This is a genomic window from Streptomyces sp. MB09-02B (assembly GCF_033794485.1).
Classification (GTDB): Bacteria; Actinomycetota; Actinomycetes; order Streptomycetales; family Streptomycetaceae; genus Streptomyces.
This window is the reverse complement of record NZ_JARGEE010000231.1, coordinates 1-14,594: the sequence shown is the minus strand read 5'-3', so window position 1 is coordinate 14,594 and position 14,594 is coordinate 1. Positions and strand designations below refer to the sequence as shown.

Below are 14,594 nucleotides of genomic sequence, written 5' to 3'. Positions count from 1 at the left end.
TCCAGCAAAAAAGGGAATAGGGTTTTTTTGCCTTTTTGGGGGGCCCGGGGATGTTGATAAGAGCCCGCCCATCCCCCCACGTCCAGAACCCTCACGGTCCTCGCCGCAGGCGTCCTCGCCCTCTCCCTCACCGCGTGTGGCGGTGACGACGACAAGGGCGACACCGCCGACAACGGCAACGACGGCGGCAGCGAGGCCACCGTGCAACTCCCCAAGCTCGACGGCCAGAAGCTGGAGGTCGCGGCCGTCTTCACCGGCCCGGAGCTGGACAACTTCCAGAAGGTGCTGGACGAGTTCGAGAAACGCACCGGCGCCTCGGTGACGTTCGTGCCGACCGGCAACAACACGTCCACGTTCCTCGGTACGAAGATCGAGGGCGGCAAACCGCCGGACGTGGCCTTCCTGCCGCAGGTCGGCGTGTTGCACCAGTTCGCCGAGAAGGGCTGGGTGAAACCGCTCGGCAGCGAGGCCCAGGCCCAGTTGGACAAGAACTTCTCGGACGGCTGGAAGGACCTCGGCGCGTACGAGGGCAAGCAGTACGGCGTCTACGCGAAGGCCGCCAACAAGTCCCTCGTCTGGTACAACACCGCCGCGTTCGAGGCGGCCGGGATCACCGAGGAGCCCAAGACCTGGGACGAGTTCCTGCAGACCGCGCAGACGCTCTCCGACGCCGGCTCACCCGCCGTCTCCATCGGCGGAGCCGACGGCTGGACGCTCACCGACTGGTTCGAGAACGTGTACCTCTCGCAGGCGGGCCCGGAGAAGTACGACCAGCTCGCCAAGCACGAGATCAAGTGGACCGACCCCTCGGTGAAGGAAGCCCTCACCAAGCTCGCCGAGCTGTGGGGCAAGGACGAGCTGATCGCGGGCGGGGCCTCCGGCGCGTTGCAGACCGAGTACCCGAAGTCGATCACGCAGACCTTCACCGGGGACGCCCCGGCCGGCATGGTCTTCGAGGGCGACTTCGTGGCCGTCACCATCAACGGGGACACGGAAGCCAAGATCGGCACGGACGCCAAGGTGTTCCCGTTCCCGGCGGTCGGCGACGACTCCCCCGTGGTCACCGGCGGCGACGCGGCCGTGGCGCTGAAGGACGGCAAGGGCGCGCAGGCGCTGCTCACCTTCCTCGCCTCGACCGACGCGGCGGAGATCTGGGCGGCGCAGGGCGGCTTCCTCTCCCCCAACAAGGAGATGGACCAGGGCAGTTACAAGGACGACGTGACCCGGGAGATCGCCAAGGCGCTGCTCGCGGCGGGCGACGACTTCCGCTTCGACATGTCCGACCAGGCCCCGGCGGCGTTCGGCGGCACCCAGGGCGTCGGTGAGTGGAAGGACCTCCAGGACTTCCTGAAGGACCCCGACGACGTGGCCGGTGCGCAGAAGCAGTTGGAGACCGACGCGGCCAAGGCCTACGGGAACGGCTGACGGCGACTCATGTCGTCCGCCGGGACAACGACGAAGACGGCGGGGGGCACCGGTGAACCGCCGGTGTCCCCCGCCGCACCGCGCAAGAGCGTGACGGGCACCCGGCTGTGGGTGGCGGTGCTGTTCCTGCTGCCCGCGCTGGTGCTGCTCGGCGCGCTCGTGGTCTACCCCATCGGGTACTCGGTCTGGCGGAGCCTGTTCGACGCGGACGGCTCGGGCTTCGTCGGCCTCGACAACTACGCGGAGATCTTCACCGACGATTCGACCCTGGTCGCCGTGCGCAACACCGCGATCTGGGTGGCGGTGGCCCCGGCGCTCGTCACCGCGCTCGGGCTGATCTTCGCGGTGCTGACCGAACGGGTGCGCTGGGGAACGGCGTTCAAGCTGATCGTCTTCATGCCGATGGCGATCTCGATGCTGGCCGCGGGCATCATCTTCCGGCTGGTGTACGAGCAGGATCCGGATCAGGGTGTCGCCAACGCCGTCGTGACGTCCGTGCACGACCTCTTCGTGGACGAGTCCGTGTACCCGAAGGCCCGGCCCAACGCGCAGGTGAGCGATCTGAAGGCGTCCGGCGGCGGGTCGTTCACCACGGAGGGGACCGTCCGGGCGGGCACCCCCGCGCTGCTGCCGCTCGTCGGGATCGCGCCCAACAGCCTGCCCGGTGACGCGCGTGACGCGAAGGCCGCCGGCTCCGCCTCCGGCGACGGTGTCACCGGAACCGTGTGGCTGGACTTCCGACTCGGTGGCGGCGGCGAGAAGGGGGCCGTCGACCCGGGCGAGAAGGCGCTGGAGGGCGTCGAGGTCGAGGCGGTGAAGGACGGCGAGGTCGTCGCCACCGCGACCAGCGGCGCCGACGGCACCTTCAGCCTGCCGGAATCCGCCGGCGGGGCCCAACTGCGGCTGCCCGGCTCGAACTTCGCCGCACCCTACAACGGCATCGACTGGCTCGGACCGGCCCTCGTCACCCCGGCCGTCATCGGGTCGTACGTCTGGATGTGGGCGGGGTTCGCGATGGTGCTGATCGCGGCCGGGCTGGCCGGGGTCGACCGCAATCTGCTGGAAGCGGCCCGGGTGGACGGGGCGAACGAGTGGCAGGTGTTCCGGAAGGTCACCGTGCCGCTGCTCGCGCCGGTCCTGGTCGTCGTCCTCGTCACGCTGATGATCAATGTGATGAAGGTGTTCGACCTCGTCTACATCATCGCGCCCCAGCCCACCCAGGACGAGGCTAACGTCCTCGCCCTGCAGCTCTATCTGGTGTCGTACGGCGGTGGGGGCGACTTCGGTCTCGGGAGTGCGATCGGTGTGGTCCTGCTGCTGCTCGTGCTGCCGGTGATGTGGGTCAACATCCGCCGCCTCAGGAAGGAGCGCCAGCGGTGACGACTGTCGAGGAACGCTCCATGGCCACCGGGACCGCGGGGACCTCCGCGAAACGCTCCGTCGCCGCCCGGCTCGCGAGCGGCGCGGCGGGGGGCGCGTTGCGTGTGTTCCTGCTCCTGGTGGCGCTGTTCTGGCTGGTGCCGACCTTCGGGCTGCTGGTCTCGTCGTTCCGCGACCCGACCGACATCTCCACCTCCGGGTGGTGGAAGGTGTTCTCGGCCCCGGCTCAACTCACCACCAGGAGCTACGAGTCGCTGCTGGCGAACGACGGTGTCACGGACGCCTTGTTCAACACGGTCTGGATCACGGTGCCGGCGACGCTGCTGGTCGTGCTGATCGGCGCGATGGCCGGATACGCCTTCGCCTGGCTGGACTTCAAGGGCCGTGACTGGTGGTTCATGGGCGTGGTGGGGCTGTTGGTGGTGCCGGTGCAGGTGGCGCTGATCCCGTTGTCCGGGCTCTTCCGGGACCTCGGGATCTTCGGCGACATCATCGGGGTGGTCCTCTTCCACGTCGGCTTCGGACTGCCGTTCGCGATCTTCCTGTTGCGGAACTTCTTCGCGGAGATCCCGAGGGAGTTGCTGGAGGCGGCGCGGCTGGACGGGGCGGGTGAGGTACGGCTGTTCGCGACGGTCGTCCTGCCGCTGGCCGCCCCGGCGCTCGCGTCACTCGGGATCTTCCAGTTCCTGTGGGTGTGGAACGACATGCTGGTCGCGCTGGTCTTCTCCAGCTCCGACTCCCAGCCGCTGACGGTCGCGCTCCAGCAGCAGGTACGGCAGTTCGGCAGCAACATCGAGGTCCTGGCGCCCGGCGCGTTCATCTCGGTGGTGATCCCGCTGGCGGTGTTCTTCGCGTTCCAACGGCAGTTCGTGTCGGGGGTGATGGCGGGGGCGGTGAAGTAGGCACCGCCGAGTGGGGGGTTGCTCGCGGGGAAGTGCACGAGCAACCCCTCACCACCCGCACCCGACATACGCACCCGCGCGCCCCAACTCCCTCTGAGAATCCCCCGTATGGAACACGCACCGTAACCAAATCATCCCATCGGCCGTTTCCGGGCAGTATGCCCGCGCCGACCCATGGATGTCCTCCTTGCCCAGGTTCAGTGTCATCGTTCCCGCGTACAAGGTTCAGGCGTACCTGCACGAATGCCTGGATTCTGTGCTGTCCCAGTCCTTCACCGACCTCGAACTGATCGTCGTCGACGACGCCTCGCCCGACAACTGCGGTGAGATCGCCGATGAGTTCGCCGCCCGAGACCCCCGGGTGCGCCGCACCGTGCGCCTGCGGGAGAACGCGGGGCCCGGTGCCGGCCGCAACACGGGGATGGAGCACGCCAGGGGCGACTACCTCCTCTTCCTCGACGGCGACGACACGTTCACGCCGGGCGCGCTCCAGGCGGTCGCCGACCGCGTCAAGGAGACCGGCGAACCGGACGTGCTCGTCCATGACTTCGCGCGCGTCTCGTGGTCGGGCGAGCCGGTCCACGACGCGCGTGACCGCCGGCTCACGGAACAGGGCCCGGCCCCGTTCCGGCTCGACGACCGGCCCGGCCTGCTCACCGTCCGCCCGGCGGCGTGGAACAAGGCGTACAAACGGGAGTTCGTCGAGGACCACGACTTCCGGTTCCCGCCCGGCATCTACGAGGACACGGCCTGGACGTACCCCGTCCTGATGGCGGCCGAGTCCGTCGCCACCCTCGACCGGGTCTGCGTCCACCACCGCCGGCGCCGCCACGGCAGCCTCCTCGGCGCGACTACACGCGGTCACTTCGACGTGTTCGAACAGTACGACCGGGTGTTCGCGTACGTCGACGAGCGGCCGGAGCTGGCGCAGTGGCGTCCGGTGCTCTTCCGGCGCATGCTCGACCACCTCACCTCCGTGTTCTCCCGGCGCCACCGGCTGCCGCGCGAGGCGCGCGCCGAGTTCCTGCGTACGGTCCGCGCGCACTGCGCCCGCTACCGCACCCCCGGCGCTCCCCTCCGCGCCCGCGCGCGGCTCCGGCACGCGCTCCTGCGGCTGGGCAGCCCGCGCCTCTACCGCGCTCTGTGGGCCGGGGCACGGGTGGGCCGGGGTGTCGGGCGCCTCGTACGGGGCGTGGCCGGCCTGTTCCGCGCCGTCGGGCTGCGCCTGCACTACCGCGTCCAGCGCCTGCTCCCGCTGCGTGCGGACCGGGCGGTGTTCGCCGCGTACGGGGGCCGGGGCTACGAGTGCAGCCCGGCCGCGCTGGAGAACGCGTTCCGGACGCACGTCCCCACGATGCGCACCTCGTGGGTCGCGCGCCCGGAGCACCACCACACGCTGCCGGTGGCGACCCGGCGCGTGCTGCCCGGCTCGATGGCGTACTGGACGGCGCTCGCCCGGTCCAAGTACCTGGTGAACAACACCGACTTCGACAGGCGGCTGGTCAAGCGGCGCGGCCAGGTGCTGCTCCAGACGCAGCACGGCACCCCGCTCAAGCACATGGGGCTCGACCTGCGGGACCGGCCGGCGGCGGCGCGCGGCACGGACTTCGAGGACGTCCTGCGCGGCAGCGACCAGTGGGACTACGTCCTGTCCGGCAACCGCCACTCCACGCTCGTCTGGGAGCGCGTCCACCCCTCCCCGTTCACGACCCTCGAGTACGGCTCGCCGCGCAACGACGTGTTCCTGAGGGCGAACTCGACGGACGTGGCCCGGGTGCGCGAGCACCTCGGGGTGCCCGAGGGGGCGGTCGCCGTCCTGTACGCCCCGACGCACCGCGACTACCGGCACTCGCAGCGGGCCCATCTGGACCTGGAGCGGGTGCTGCGCAAACTCGGGCCGCGCTTCGTCGTCCTGGCGCGGGCGCATCACGCGTACGGCTCCCCGCTGACCGACCTGGCGCACGGCCGGCTGCTGGACGTCACCGGGTACCCGAGCGTGGAGAACCTCTGCCTCGCCTCGGACGCCCTGATCACGGACTACTCGTCCCTGATGTTCGACTACGCCAACCTCGACCGGCCCATCGTGATCCACGCGGAGGACTGGGAGGCGTACGAGGCGGCGCGCGGGACGTACTTCGATCTGCGGGCGTGCGCGCCGGGGGCGGTGGCGCGCAGCGAGGACGAGCTGATCGACATCTTCGCGACGGGGCACTGGCGGGGGTCGCGGTCGGCGCAGTTGCGGGCGGCGTTCCGGGAGCGGTTCTGTCCGTACGACGACGGGCGGGCGGCGGAGCGGGTGGTGCGGCGGGTGGTGCTGGGTGAGCATGTGCCGCCGGGTGACGTCGTGCCGCTGGGTGAGCGGCGTCCGGTTCCGTCTGCGGCGAGTATGCGGGCCGGGGCCGCCGACGAGCTGCTGGGGACGTAGGCGTTTCCTCGCCCCGCCGCCCCTACCCGTCCCATCCATGAGGGGCTGCGCCCCTTCGACCCCCATCCGCGGGTCCGGTGGGGGCTGGTCGCGCAGTTCCCCGCGCCCCTGAAAAGCAGGGGCTGCGCCCCGTGCTTTTCGCCCCGAAAGGGCCGCAGGCCCCTTTCAGCGCGCGGGGAACTGCGCGACCAGCCCCCACCCACCCGCACCCGACAACACACACCGAAAGGAAAGAATGCCCCGCTTCAGCATCATCGTCCCCACCTACGGCGTGGAAGGGCGGCTGCCGCTCGCTCTGGAGTCGGTTCTCGGTCAGCCGTTCGGTGATTTCGAGCTGATCCCGGTGCACGAGGCGGCGGCGGACTCACCGGCCGGGGCGATCAGCGCCGCGTACGCCGTCAGGGACACCCGCGTCGCCCCGGTCGAGTCGCCGCCGGCGGGCGGACTGAGCGCCGCCCGCAACGCGGGACTGGCCGCGGCGCACGGGACGTACGTCCTCTTCCTGGACGGGGACGACACGCTCGCGCCGGGCGCGCTGCGGGCGATCGCGGACCGGCTGGACGAGACGGACGACCCGGACGTCCTGCACTTCGCGTACGAACGGACGCACTGGTGGGAGGGCGGGACGACCGTCGTGCGCCCGGACGGCACGGACGGCCCGAGCGCCCCGGCGTGGAGCGCGGCCTACCGCCGGGACTTTCTCAGCGCGCGCCAACTCACCTTCCCCATCGGCCACTTCACCGACCTCGGCTGGAACGGCCTGGTCGCCCTCGCCGCCGACCGTACGGCACAGCTGCCGGGCACGGTCTGCGTACGCCATCTGCTGCGCCGACAGGGCAGCAGGCTGTACGCGCCCGGCGTCCACCACCTCGAACTCCTCGACCAGGTGGAGCTGGTGCTCGCCCGCGCCGCCGCCGGGCAGGGGCTGTCGGAGGCGTTGTTCGGGCGGCTCTTCGGGATCGTGCTGCGGAGCCTCGCCCACCCGGAGCGGCTGCCCGCGCACCACCGTCGTGACTTCTTCCGCCGCGCCACCCACCTCTACGGCCTCCACCGCCCGGCCGGCTTCCAGGTGCCCGCCGGCCACCTCGGACTCCAGCACCGGCTGCTCGCGAACGGCTCGTACGCCGGCTTCCGGGTCCTGCACGCCGCCCACCGGGCCGCCGCCGGAACCCTGACGGCGCTCCCCCGCCCCCGCACGCCCCTGTCCCGCGCCGTCTACGCCGTCCAGCGCCGTCTGCCGCTGGACGCGGACCTCGCCGTGTACCGCGCCCACCGCGTCCGCGGCGTCGGCGGCGACCTCGCCGCCCTGCACGCGAAGACCCGCGACCTCGCCCCCCGGGTCCGCTCGGTGTTCCTCGTCGCGGCCGACACGGTGGACCGGGTCCCGCAGGGCGCGGAGCACGCCGTGCTCGGCAGTCCGCGCGCGTGGCGGCTGCTGGCCCGCGCCAGGTACCTCGTCGACGACGCCGACCTCGCCGACGTCGCGGACCCCGCCGGCACGGTCGTCGAGCGCCCCGGGAACGTCCACGTCCGGACCGGTCCCGGCACCCCGCTGAAGGCGACGGGCCTGGACCGGTCCGGGTATCCGGTGGTGGCCGCCGCGTCCGACGGTCCCGCCGGTTCGGCCGCTCTCCTCGCGCGTGTGGACCGCTGGGACTTCGGCCTCTCCGCCAACCGCCACTCGACCGAGACCTGGGAGCGGGCCTTCCCCGGGAGGTACGAACAGCTGGAGTACGGCTGCCCGCGCAACGACGTCTTCTACGGGGCGACGGCCGAGGACGTGGCGCGCGCCCGCCGCGCGCTGGGCGTTCCCGAGGGCGCGAAGGCCCTCCTCTACGCCCCCACCCACCGCGCCCACGCCCCCGGGCACGAGGCCCGGCTCGACCTGGAGGCGTTCTGCGAGGCGGCGGGCGAGGAGTTCGTGGTGCTGCTGCGGGCGCACCCCCGCTCCGCCGTCGGTGCCCTGCGCGCGGGCGACGGGCGGGTCATCGACGTCACCGCGCACCCCCGCGTCGAGGAGGTCTGTCTCGCCGCCGACGCGCTGATCACCGACTACTCGTCCCTGATGTTCGACTACGCCCACCTCGACCGGCCCGTCGTGATCCTCGCGGAGGACTGGGAGGTGTTCCGCGAGACGCGGGGCGTCTGCTTCGATCTGCCGTCCGCGCCGCCCGGTCATGTGGCGCGCACCGAGCGGGAGTTGACGGAGCTGTTCCGGGACGGTTCGTACGCGGACGTGGAGGCCGACGCGCTGCGGGCCGCCTTCCGGGAGCGCTTCTGCCAGTTCGACGACGGCCGGGCGGCGGAGCGGGTCGTCCGGCGGGTGTTCCTCGGCGAGCCGCCGGAGGCACTGCCGCCGGTCGTGCCGCTCGCCGAGCGCACCCCGGCCCCGACACCCGCCGCCGCGACCCTCTTGAGGAGCTGAGGACATGCCCCGTTTCAGCGTCGTCGTCCCCGTCTTCGAGATCCGAGGGTTGGCAACTGCTCGCCCAGGAGGGCGTATAAGGCCGCTATAACTCGATCGTGTGACGATCGGCTTCCTGGCTTGCGGCGCACTGGGCCGTCGTGGTGCGGCTGCATGCGGCGCTCGCGGACGGCCCGGCGCGCGGGTTCGGGCTCGCCGAGCTGCACCGGCGGGGTGTCGTCGTGGACGCCACCGACGAACCGCACGTGGAGGAGCTGATGCTCGCCTCCGACGTCCTGGTGGCGGACTACTCGGCCCTGATGGTCGACTACGCCAACCTGGACCCGCCGATCGTCGTCCACGCCGACGACGTCGACGCCTTCGCCGCGAGCCGGGGCATGTACCAAGTCGGCCCGGCTGCGGGCGGGGTTCCGGGAGCGGTACTGCGAGTTCGACGACGGGCGGGCGTCCGAGCGCGTCGTCCGGACCCTGATGCTGGGTGAGCCGGCGGGGACGGTACCCGCGCCCGGGCCGACCCCGTCCCCGGCGGCCGCCGCCGCATTCCCGTCGTCGTGATGAGGGCGCCCACAGCTGGCGCGCGGGCGCGCGATTTCGCCCGCGCGCGGGCGTGGGTGCTGCGGATCACCACCCTCGCGCGGCGCTACGGGGTGCGGTGGCTGTTGCTGACGCGGTGGCAGAAGGTGCCGGAGGAGGCGGTGGTCGTGGACTGGAGTCCGCGGACCGGGGAGGTGCCGGCGCGGATCGCTCCGTAGGGGGGTGGTACGGAGCGACCCGCGCGAGGGCCCGGCGCGCCCGTGCGGGGCGGAGTCGCGCGGAGTCGCGCGGGGGGCGCCTACTCGACGACCAGCTCGACCGGCATGTTGCCGCGGGTGGCGTTGGAGTAGGGGCAGACCTGGTGGGCCTGCTCGACGAGCTTGCGGCCGGTGGCCTCGTCGACGGTGTCGGGAAGTTCGACGCGGAGGGTGGCCTTCAGAGCGAAGCCCTCGCCCTCCTTGCCTATGCCGACCTCGGCGGTGACGGCGGCGTCGCTGACGTCGACCTTGGCGGCGCGTCCGACCAGGCCGAGGGCGCTGGCGAAACAGGCCGCGTAGCCGGCGGCGAAGAGCTGCTCCGGGTTGGTGCCCTGGCCGTTGCCGCCGAGCTCCACCGGGAGGGCCAGGTCGAGGTCGAGCTTGCCGTCGTTGGTGACGGCACGACCGTCGCGGCCGTGGGTGGCGGTGGCGACAGCGGTGTAGAGCGCGTCCATGGGAGAACCATCCCTTTCACAGGTCAAGTCAGGTCGAGCGGGTCGAGTCGCGTCCGGCGGTCCGGTCCGACCGCCGTTCACGGGCTCCATTAGAGCACACAATTCAATTGCCTACAACTAAATGGTGGACAGGGGTTATCCTGGAGTCATGAGCACGAGCGCCGCACCCACGCCCGAGGGGATCTCCCAGGAGATCTCCGGGCAGGTCTCCGGACAGGTCCCGGAGGAGGACTTCCTCCGCCTCGACCGGCAGATCTGCTTCTCCCTGCACGCCGCCTCGCGCGCCTTCAACGGTGTCTACCGCGTGGTCCTCAAGGACCTGGGCATCACCTATCCGCAGTACTTGGTGATGCTGGTTCTGTGGGAGCACGGCGAACTGCCCGTGAAGAAGCTGGGCGAGCACCTCCGGCTCGACTCCGGGACCCTCTCGCCGCTGCTCAAACGCCTGGAGACGGCCGGTCTCGTCCGGCGCGAGCGCAGCGCGCGCGACGAGCGCTCGGTGGTGGTGCGACCGACCGAGGAGGGCGCTGCCCTGCGGGAACGCGCGCTGGCGGTGCCGCGTCGGATCGTCTCCGCGACCAGCCTGGACATCGACGACATCCGTGATCTGCGCGACCGCCTGGACCGCCTGACGGTCGCCCTGGACGAGGCGGCGCTCGCGGATCCGGCCGGGTGACCGTCGGCACCCCCACGGAATCCGACAACCACATCCGGAACCCGAGCCTCCCGCCCGCCATCTTCCCCACGGGGCCGCGAAGCCGCCCTTAAGAGAAGATTTGCACACATACCTCTCACAGGTGCGGGGCAACCATGGCTCTTCAGCAGGCGCAGGTCTCCGTCGTCGTCATCGGGTACGACGACGCGGCCCATGTCGCGGACGCCGTGCGCTCGGCGCTCGCGCAGGGACCGGCCGTCCGTGAGGTGATCGCCGTCGACGACTGCTCGACGGACGGCAGCGCGGACCTGCTGGAGCGGCTCGCCGGGGACGAGCCCCGGCTGCGGGTGGTCCGGCGCCCGTCCAACAGCGGCGGCTGCGGCACCCCGCGCAACACCGGCCTGGACGTCGTGGCCTCGCCGTACGTGATGTTCCTGGACAGCGACGACGTGCTGCCGCCCGGCGCCGTGGACGCGCTGCTCGCGGCGGCCCTGGAGCACGACGCGCCGGTCGCGTCGGGGCTGTGCGTGCGCAAGGAGCTGCCGTCCGGCCGGGAGACCCCCTGGCAGCCCGAGCTGTACGCCCGGCGCACGCTGATGGAGCACTCCTCCCAGCGCGCACGCCTGGTGCACGACACCCTCTGCGTCAACAAGCTCTACCGCACCTCCTTCCTGCGCGAGCGCGCCATCCGTTTCCCCGAGGGCCGCTTCCCGTACGAGGACTTCGTCTTCGGCGCGCGCGTCCTGGCCGCCGCGCCGCGTGTCGCGCTCGTCCCCGACCCGGTGTACGTCTGGCAGGTGCGCCGGTCGGCGGCCCGGCTGTCCATCTCCCTGGACCGTTCCGACATCGCCAACTGGCGGGCCCGCCTGGACGCCGACCGGCTGTCGTACGACATCCTGCTGGGCGCCGGCGAGAAGGGCCCGGCGCGGGCCACGCGGACGCGCTTCCTCGACCACTCGCTGCGGATGTACGCCCGCGAGCTGGGCCTGCGCGGCGCCGAGTACCGGCGTGAGTGGTGGGCGCTGACGCGGGCGTACCTGGCCACCTTCGACGAGGGCGACTTCGCGCCGGCGCCCGCGCCCGGCCGGGTCGTCGCCCGGGTGATCCTCGCCGCCGAGGAGCCGCGCGACCTGCCCCGCCTCAAGGAGATGTCGGCCCGCCCGGCCCGGCTGACCCCTCCCTACGCGCGCGCAGGCGACGGCTCGCCCGTCTGGTCGGCCGATCTGCCGCAGGTCGAGCTGGACCATCTCCTCGTCCGCCCCATGGAGCTGCTGCCCGCCGCCGTCGACGCGGAACTGCGGCCCCGCGCGCGCGGGACGGTGCTCCGGCTGCGGCTCCACGAGCTGTACGGGCGGATGGCGGAGGCGGGGCCCCTGACCGTGCAGGCGGAGTTCACCGAACGGAACGACGGACGGGTGGGCTTCGCCGGCACGGCGACCCTCCTGGCCGAGGCGGAGGGCGACAGCGGACCGGGCGCGTCCGACGAGTCGGACGTCGACAGCTGGATGGCGGAAGTCCCGCTGGACCTGCCCGCGTTGGGCAACGGCACGTGGGACCTCCGGCTACGGCTGCGGTTCGCGGACGGCAGCCGCCGCGAGACCACCGCGCACGCCCTCGCGGGCGCCGGGCTGCTCCGCCGGAGCGTACAGCTCAGCGCGCGCCACGGAGTGCTCCTCGTACAGCCCTACGCGACCCACGCGGGGGCGCTCGCCGTACGACTCGCGCCCGGTTGGCGAGGTTTGACCGAGGTCGTCCGCCGTCGTCTCAAACGCCTGCTTCACTGAGAGCCGACGCGATTCCACCAGCGACCCAGCAACCCAGCAACCCAGCAACCAGCAACCAGCAACCAGCAACATCGTCTTGACTTCGAGGGGACGGTCGTCCATGACCTGGCTGATCACCGGTGGCGCCGGATACATCGGGGCGCACGTGGTGCGCGCGATGCTCGACGCGGGCGAGGAGGCCGTCGTCTACGACGACCTGTCCACCGGGGTCGCCGAACGGGTGCCCGACGGCGTCCCGTTGGAGATCGGCTCCACCCTCGACGGGGAGCGGCTGGCCCGGGTGATCCGCGACCGGCACATCACCGGCGTCGTGCACCTCGCGGCGAAGAAGCAGGTCGCCGAGTCCGTCGAACTGCCGCTGTACTACTACCGGGAGAACGTCGAGGGCCTGCGCACCCTGCTCTCGGCCGTCACGGACGCCGGGGTCGCGTCCTTCGTCTTCTCCTCCTCCGCCGCCGTGTACGGCATGCCGTCCACCGCGCGGGACGGGGACCTCGTCACCGAGGAGACCCCGTGCGCGCCGATGAGCCCGTACGGCGAGACCAAGCTGGTCGGCGAGTGGCTGGTACGGGCCACGGGCCGGGCGACGGGCCGGGACACAGCCCTGTCGACGGCCTCCCTGCGCTACTTCAACGTGGCCGGCGCGGCGGCACCCGAACTGGCCGACACCGGCGTCTTCAACCTCGTCCCCATGGTCTTCGAAAAGCTCTCCGAGGGCGCCCCGCCCCGGATCTTCGGCGCCGACTACCCGACCCCGGACGGGACCTGCGTCCGGGACTACATCCATGTCGTCGACCTCGCGGAGGCCCACGTGGCGACCGCGCGGCGGCTGCGCGAGGCGCCCGGCACGGACCTCACCCTCAACATCGGCCGCGGGGAGGGCGTCTCGGTGCGCGAGATGATCGACCGGATCAACGCGCTCACCGGTCACGATCTGCCGCCGGTGGTCGTCGACCGGCGGCCCGGCGACCCCGCGCGCGTGGTCGCCTCGGCGGACCGGATCGCCGCCGAGCTGGGCTGGAAGGCGCGGTACGGCGTCGAGGACATGATCTCCTCGGCGTGGGCGGGATGGACGCGGCGGACGGAGCGGCAGCAGCGTCTGCTGTGACGGAATCGACGTGAAGCGGGAACTGTCCGGTGCCGTTTGCTCGTGTGTACTAGGGGAAGCCGACGAGGAGTTGCTCGGCGGCGACGAGGAACTCCTCGGCGAACGACGTACGTACGACGTGTCCGACAGGGCGTTACGGGGGTAGCGACGGTGCCGGCTTGGGACATCGATCCGATCAACGTGCAGACCACGCTGAAATCGACCGGTGAGGCGGCCGGCGGCCTGGAGAAGGCCGCCAACTCACTGGTGACGAACATGGCGAGCGCGGCCGAATCGGCCGGAACGGCCGTACCGGGCGGGCAGTTCAGCGGCCCCATGATCGGGCCGGTGGCCACGGGCACGCCCCGGGTGCCGGTCGGACCGGTCGCGGCGGCGCTGAGCCAGTACCTCCAGGAGCGGCAGCAGAAGCTGGCGTACATGGCGCAGCGGACCATCGACTCCGTGCAGGGCGCGGCCGATGCCACCAACGCCTACGTCACCGGCGACCTGGACATGGCCGCCACGCACCAGGCCAACGCGCTCAAGGCGACCGTCGTCCCGCCACCGCCGGGTGTCGACGGGAACGGCGGGCAGGGGCCGAAGTGAGCGACGACATCCCCGTCATCCCGGAGGAGGTCCCCGAGTTCACCGGCAATCTGGAGCAGCTGGACCTGGGCATCGCGGGCGTCCGCTCGGCCGGCACCTCCCTGAAGGACTCGGGCTCGGCGATCCACACCCGCTTCGGCGGCCTCTCCGCGTACTACAAGGCGCCCGAGGCGGAGGCGCTGTTCGCGACGACCGCGCCGGTGGCGGCCAAGGGCGAGGAACTGGCCACCGAGTTGGAGACCGTGGCCTCGGCGCTGGACTCGTACGCCGCCGCCGTCGGCCCGCTCAAGCAGAAGTTCGACCAGCTCCGCCGGGACGCGATCGCCTTCCGCGCGAAGATCGAGGGCGACGACGAGTGGCGCGCCGACGGCGACCTCGTCGAGGAGAACAACAACCGCCGCTCCGACATCAACGCCGCGTACGCCGCGTTCCAGGCCGCCGAACGCGACTGCTACAACAAGATCGTCGCGCTGGTCGGCGGCCAGGCGCTCGTCGTCAACGACGGCTCCAACAAAGAGAACATGTACGGCTACCGGGGCGAGGACCTCAACAACGCCGGCGGTCTGCCGTGGGGTGACCCGGTCGAGGAGTCCAACCCCTGGTACTACATCCACGAGCACGCCTGGGACTTCACCGTCGGCTTCGTCGTCGACGGCGTG

The 14,594-nt window shown here is 71.7% G+C and carries 11 protein-coding genes and 2 pseudogenes; 12 read left to right on the top strand and 1 reads right to left on the bottom strand.

What is annotated here, in order from left to right; all coding sequences use genetic code 11:
- Nucleotides 1-81: 81 nt before the first annotated feature.
- The 7 genes and pseudogenes from P1P70_RS27700 to P1P70_RS27670 form a co-directional block, all read left to right on the top strand.
- Nucleotides 82-1,425, top strand: a pseudogene (locus P1P70_RS27700) (ABC transporter substrate-binding protein); the annotation flags it as partial.
- Nucleotides 1,426-1,434: 9 nt separating this feature from the next.
- Nucleotides 1,435-2,805 carry a sugar ABC transporter permease gene (locus tag P1P70_RS27695; protein WP_319242386.1) on the top strand — a complete coding sequence of 457 codons (1,371 nt, stop codon included), beginning with the start codon at nucleotides 1,435-1,437 and terminating at the stop codon, nucleotides 2,803-2,805.
- 20 nt (nucleotides 2,806-2,825) lie between these two features.
- Complete coding sequence (locus tag P1P70_RS27690; RefSeq protein WP_319242388.1) at nucleotides 2,826-3,707, top strand: carbohydrate ABC transporter permease; 882 nt, start codon at nucleotides 2,826-2,828, stop codon at nucleotides 3,705-3,707.
- A gap of 178 nt (nucleotides 3,708-3,885) precedes the next feature.
- Entirely contained in the window at nucleotides 3,886-6,132 is a 2,247-nt protein-coding gene (locus P1P70_RS27685) for a CDP-glycerol glycerophosphotransferase family protein (RefSeq protein WP_413471558.1), read from the top strand.
- A gap of 235 nt (nucleotides 6,133-6,367) precedes the next feature.
- Nucleotides 6,368-8,557, top strand: coding sequence for a CDP-glycerol glycerophosphotransferase family protein (locus P1P70_RS27680; protein WP_319242382.1), 2,190 nt, complete (start codon nucleotides 6,368-6,370; stop codon nucleotides 8,555-8,557).
- 140 nt (nucleotides 8,558-8,697) lie between these two features.
- Nucleotides 8,698-9,039 carry a CDP-glycerol glycerophosphotransferase family protein gene (locus tag P1P70_RS27675; RefSeq protein ID WP_413471557.1) on the top strand — a complete coding sequence of 114 codons (342 nt, stop codon included), beginning with the start codon at nucleotides 8,698-8,700 and terminating at the stop codon, nucleotides 9,037-9,039.
- Between the two features lie 72 nt (nucleotides 9,040-9,111).
- Nucleotides 9,112-9,309: a hypothetical protein gene (locus P1P70_RS27670; RefSeq protein WP_319242390.1), complete on the top strand. Its 198-nt coding sequence runs from the start codon at nucleotides 9,112-9,114 to the stop codon at nucleotides 9,307-9,309.
- Nucleotides 9,310-9,389: 80 nt separating this feature from the next.
- Here P1P70_RS27670 and P1P70_RS27665 read toward each other — a convergent pair whose 3' ends face one another.
- Nucleotides 9,390-9,803 (bottom strand): organic hydroperoxide resistance protein, encoded by a 414-nt coding sequence (locus P1P70_RS27665; protein ID WP_060884502.1) that lies wholly within the window; start codon nucleotides 9,801-9,803, stop codon nucleotides 9,390-9,392.
- Nucleotides 9,804-9,951: 148 nt separating this feature from the next.
- Here P1P70_RS27665 and P1P70_RS27660 point away from each other — a divergent pair, with 148 nt between their 5' ends.
- From P1P70_RS27660 to P1P70_RS27640, 5 genes and pseudogenes are all read left to right on the top strand, one after another.
- Nucleotides 9,952-10,479, top strand: coding sequence for a MarR family transcriptional regulator (locus P1P70_RS27660; RefSeq protein WP_319242380.1), 528 nt, complete (start codon nucleotides 9,952-9,954; stop codon nucleotides 10,477-10,479).
- A 134-nt stretch (nucleotides 10,480-10,613) separates the two neighbouring features.
- On the top strand, nucleotides 10,614-12,242 hold the full coding sequence (locus P1P70_RS27655) for a glycosyltransferase family 2 protein (RefSeq protein WP_319242378.1): 1,629 nt from the start codon (nucleotides 10,614-10,616) through the stop codon (nucleotides 12,240-12,242).
- Nucleotides 12,243-12,342: 100 nt separating this feature from the next.
- Nucleotides 12,343-13,350 carry a UDP-glucose 4-epimerase GalE gene (gene galE, locus P1P70_RS27650; RefSeq protein WP_319242376.1) on the top strand — a complete coding sequence of 336 codons (1,008 nt, stop codon included), beginning with the start codon at nucleotides 12,343-12,345 and terminating at the stop codon, nucleotides 13,348-13,350.
- Between the two features lie 150 nt (nucleotides 13,351-13,500).
- Nucleotides 13,501-13,935, top strand: coding sequence for a DUF6507 family protein (locus P1P70_RS27645; RefSeq protein WP_045560725.1), 435 nt, complete (start codon nucleotides 13,501-13,503; stop codon nucleotides 13,933-13,935).
- A pseudogene (locus tag P1P70_RS27640) lies at nucleotides 13,932-14,594 on the top strand (hypothetical protein); the annotation flags it as partial. The gene P1P70_RS27645 and the pseudogene P1P70_RS27640, both read left to right, overlap by 4 nt.

Bases quoted from the DNA above. Each gene is read 5' to 3' on its own strand.
- P1P70_RS27670 (WP_319242390.1), top strand. From the start codon at position 9,112: ATGAGGGCGCCCACAGCTGGCGCGCGGGCGCGCGATTTCGCCCGCGCG.
- galE (WP_319242376.1), top strand. From the start codon at position 12,343: ATGACCTGGCTGATCACCGGTGGCGCCGGATACATCGGGGCGCACGTG.
- P1P70_RS27695 (WP_319242386.1), top strand. From the start codon at position 1,435: ATGTCGTCCGCCGGGACAACGACGAAGACGGCGGGGGGCACCGGTGAA.
- P1P70_RS27685 (WP_413471558.1), top strand. From the start codon at position 3,886: ATGTCCTCCTTGCCCAGGTTCAGTGTCATCGTTCCCGCGTACAAGGTT.
- P1P70_RS27660 (WP_319242380.1), top strand. From the start codon at position 9,952: ATGAGCACGAGCGCCGCACCCACGCCCGAGGGGATCTCCCAGGAGATC.
- P1P70_RS27655 (WP_319242378.1), top strand. From the start codon at position 10,614: ATGGCTCTTCAGCAGGCGCAGGTCTCCGTCGTCGTCATCGGGTACGAC.
- P1P70_RS27680 (WP_319242382.1), top strand. From the start codon at position 6,368: ATGCCCCGCTTCAGCATCATCGTCCCCACCTACGGCGTGGAAGGGCGG.
- P1P70_RS27665 (WP_060884502.1), bottom strand. From the start codon at position 9,803: ATGGACGCGCTCTACACCGCTGTCGCCACCGCCACCCACGGCCGCGAC.
- P1P70_RS27690 (WP_319242388.1), top strand. From the start codon at position 2,826: ATGGCCACCGGGACCGCGGGGACCTCCGCGAAACGCTCCGTCGCCGCC.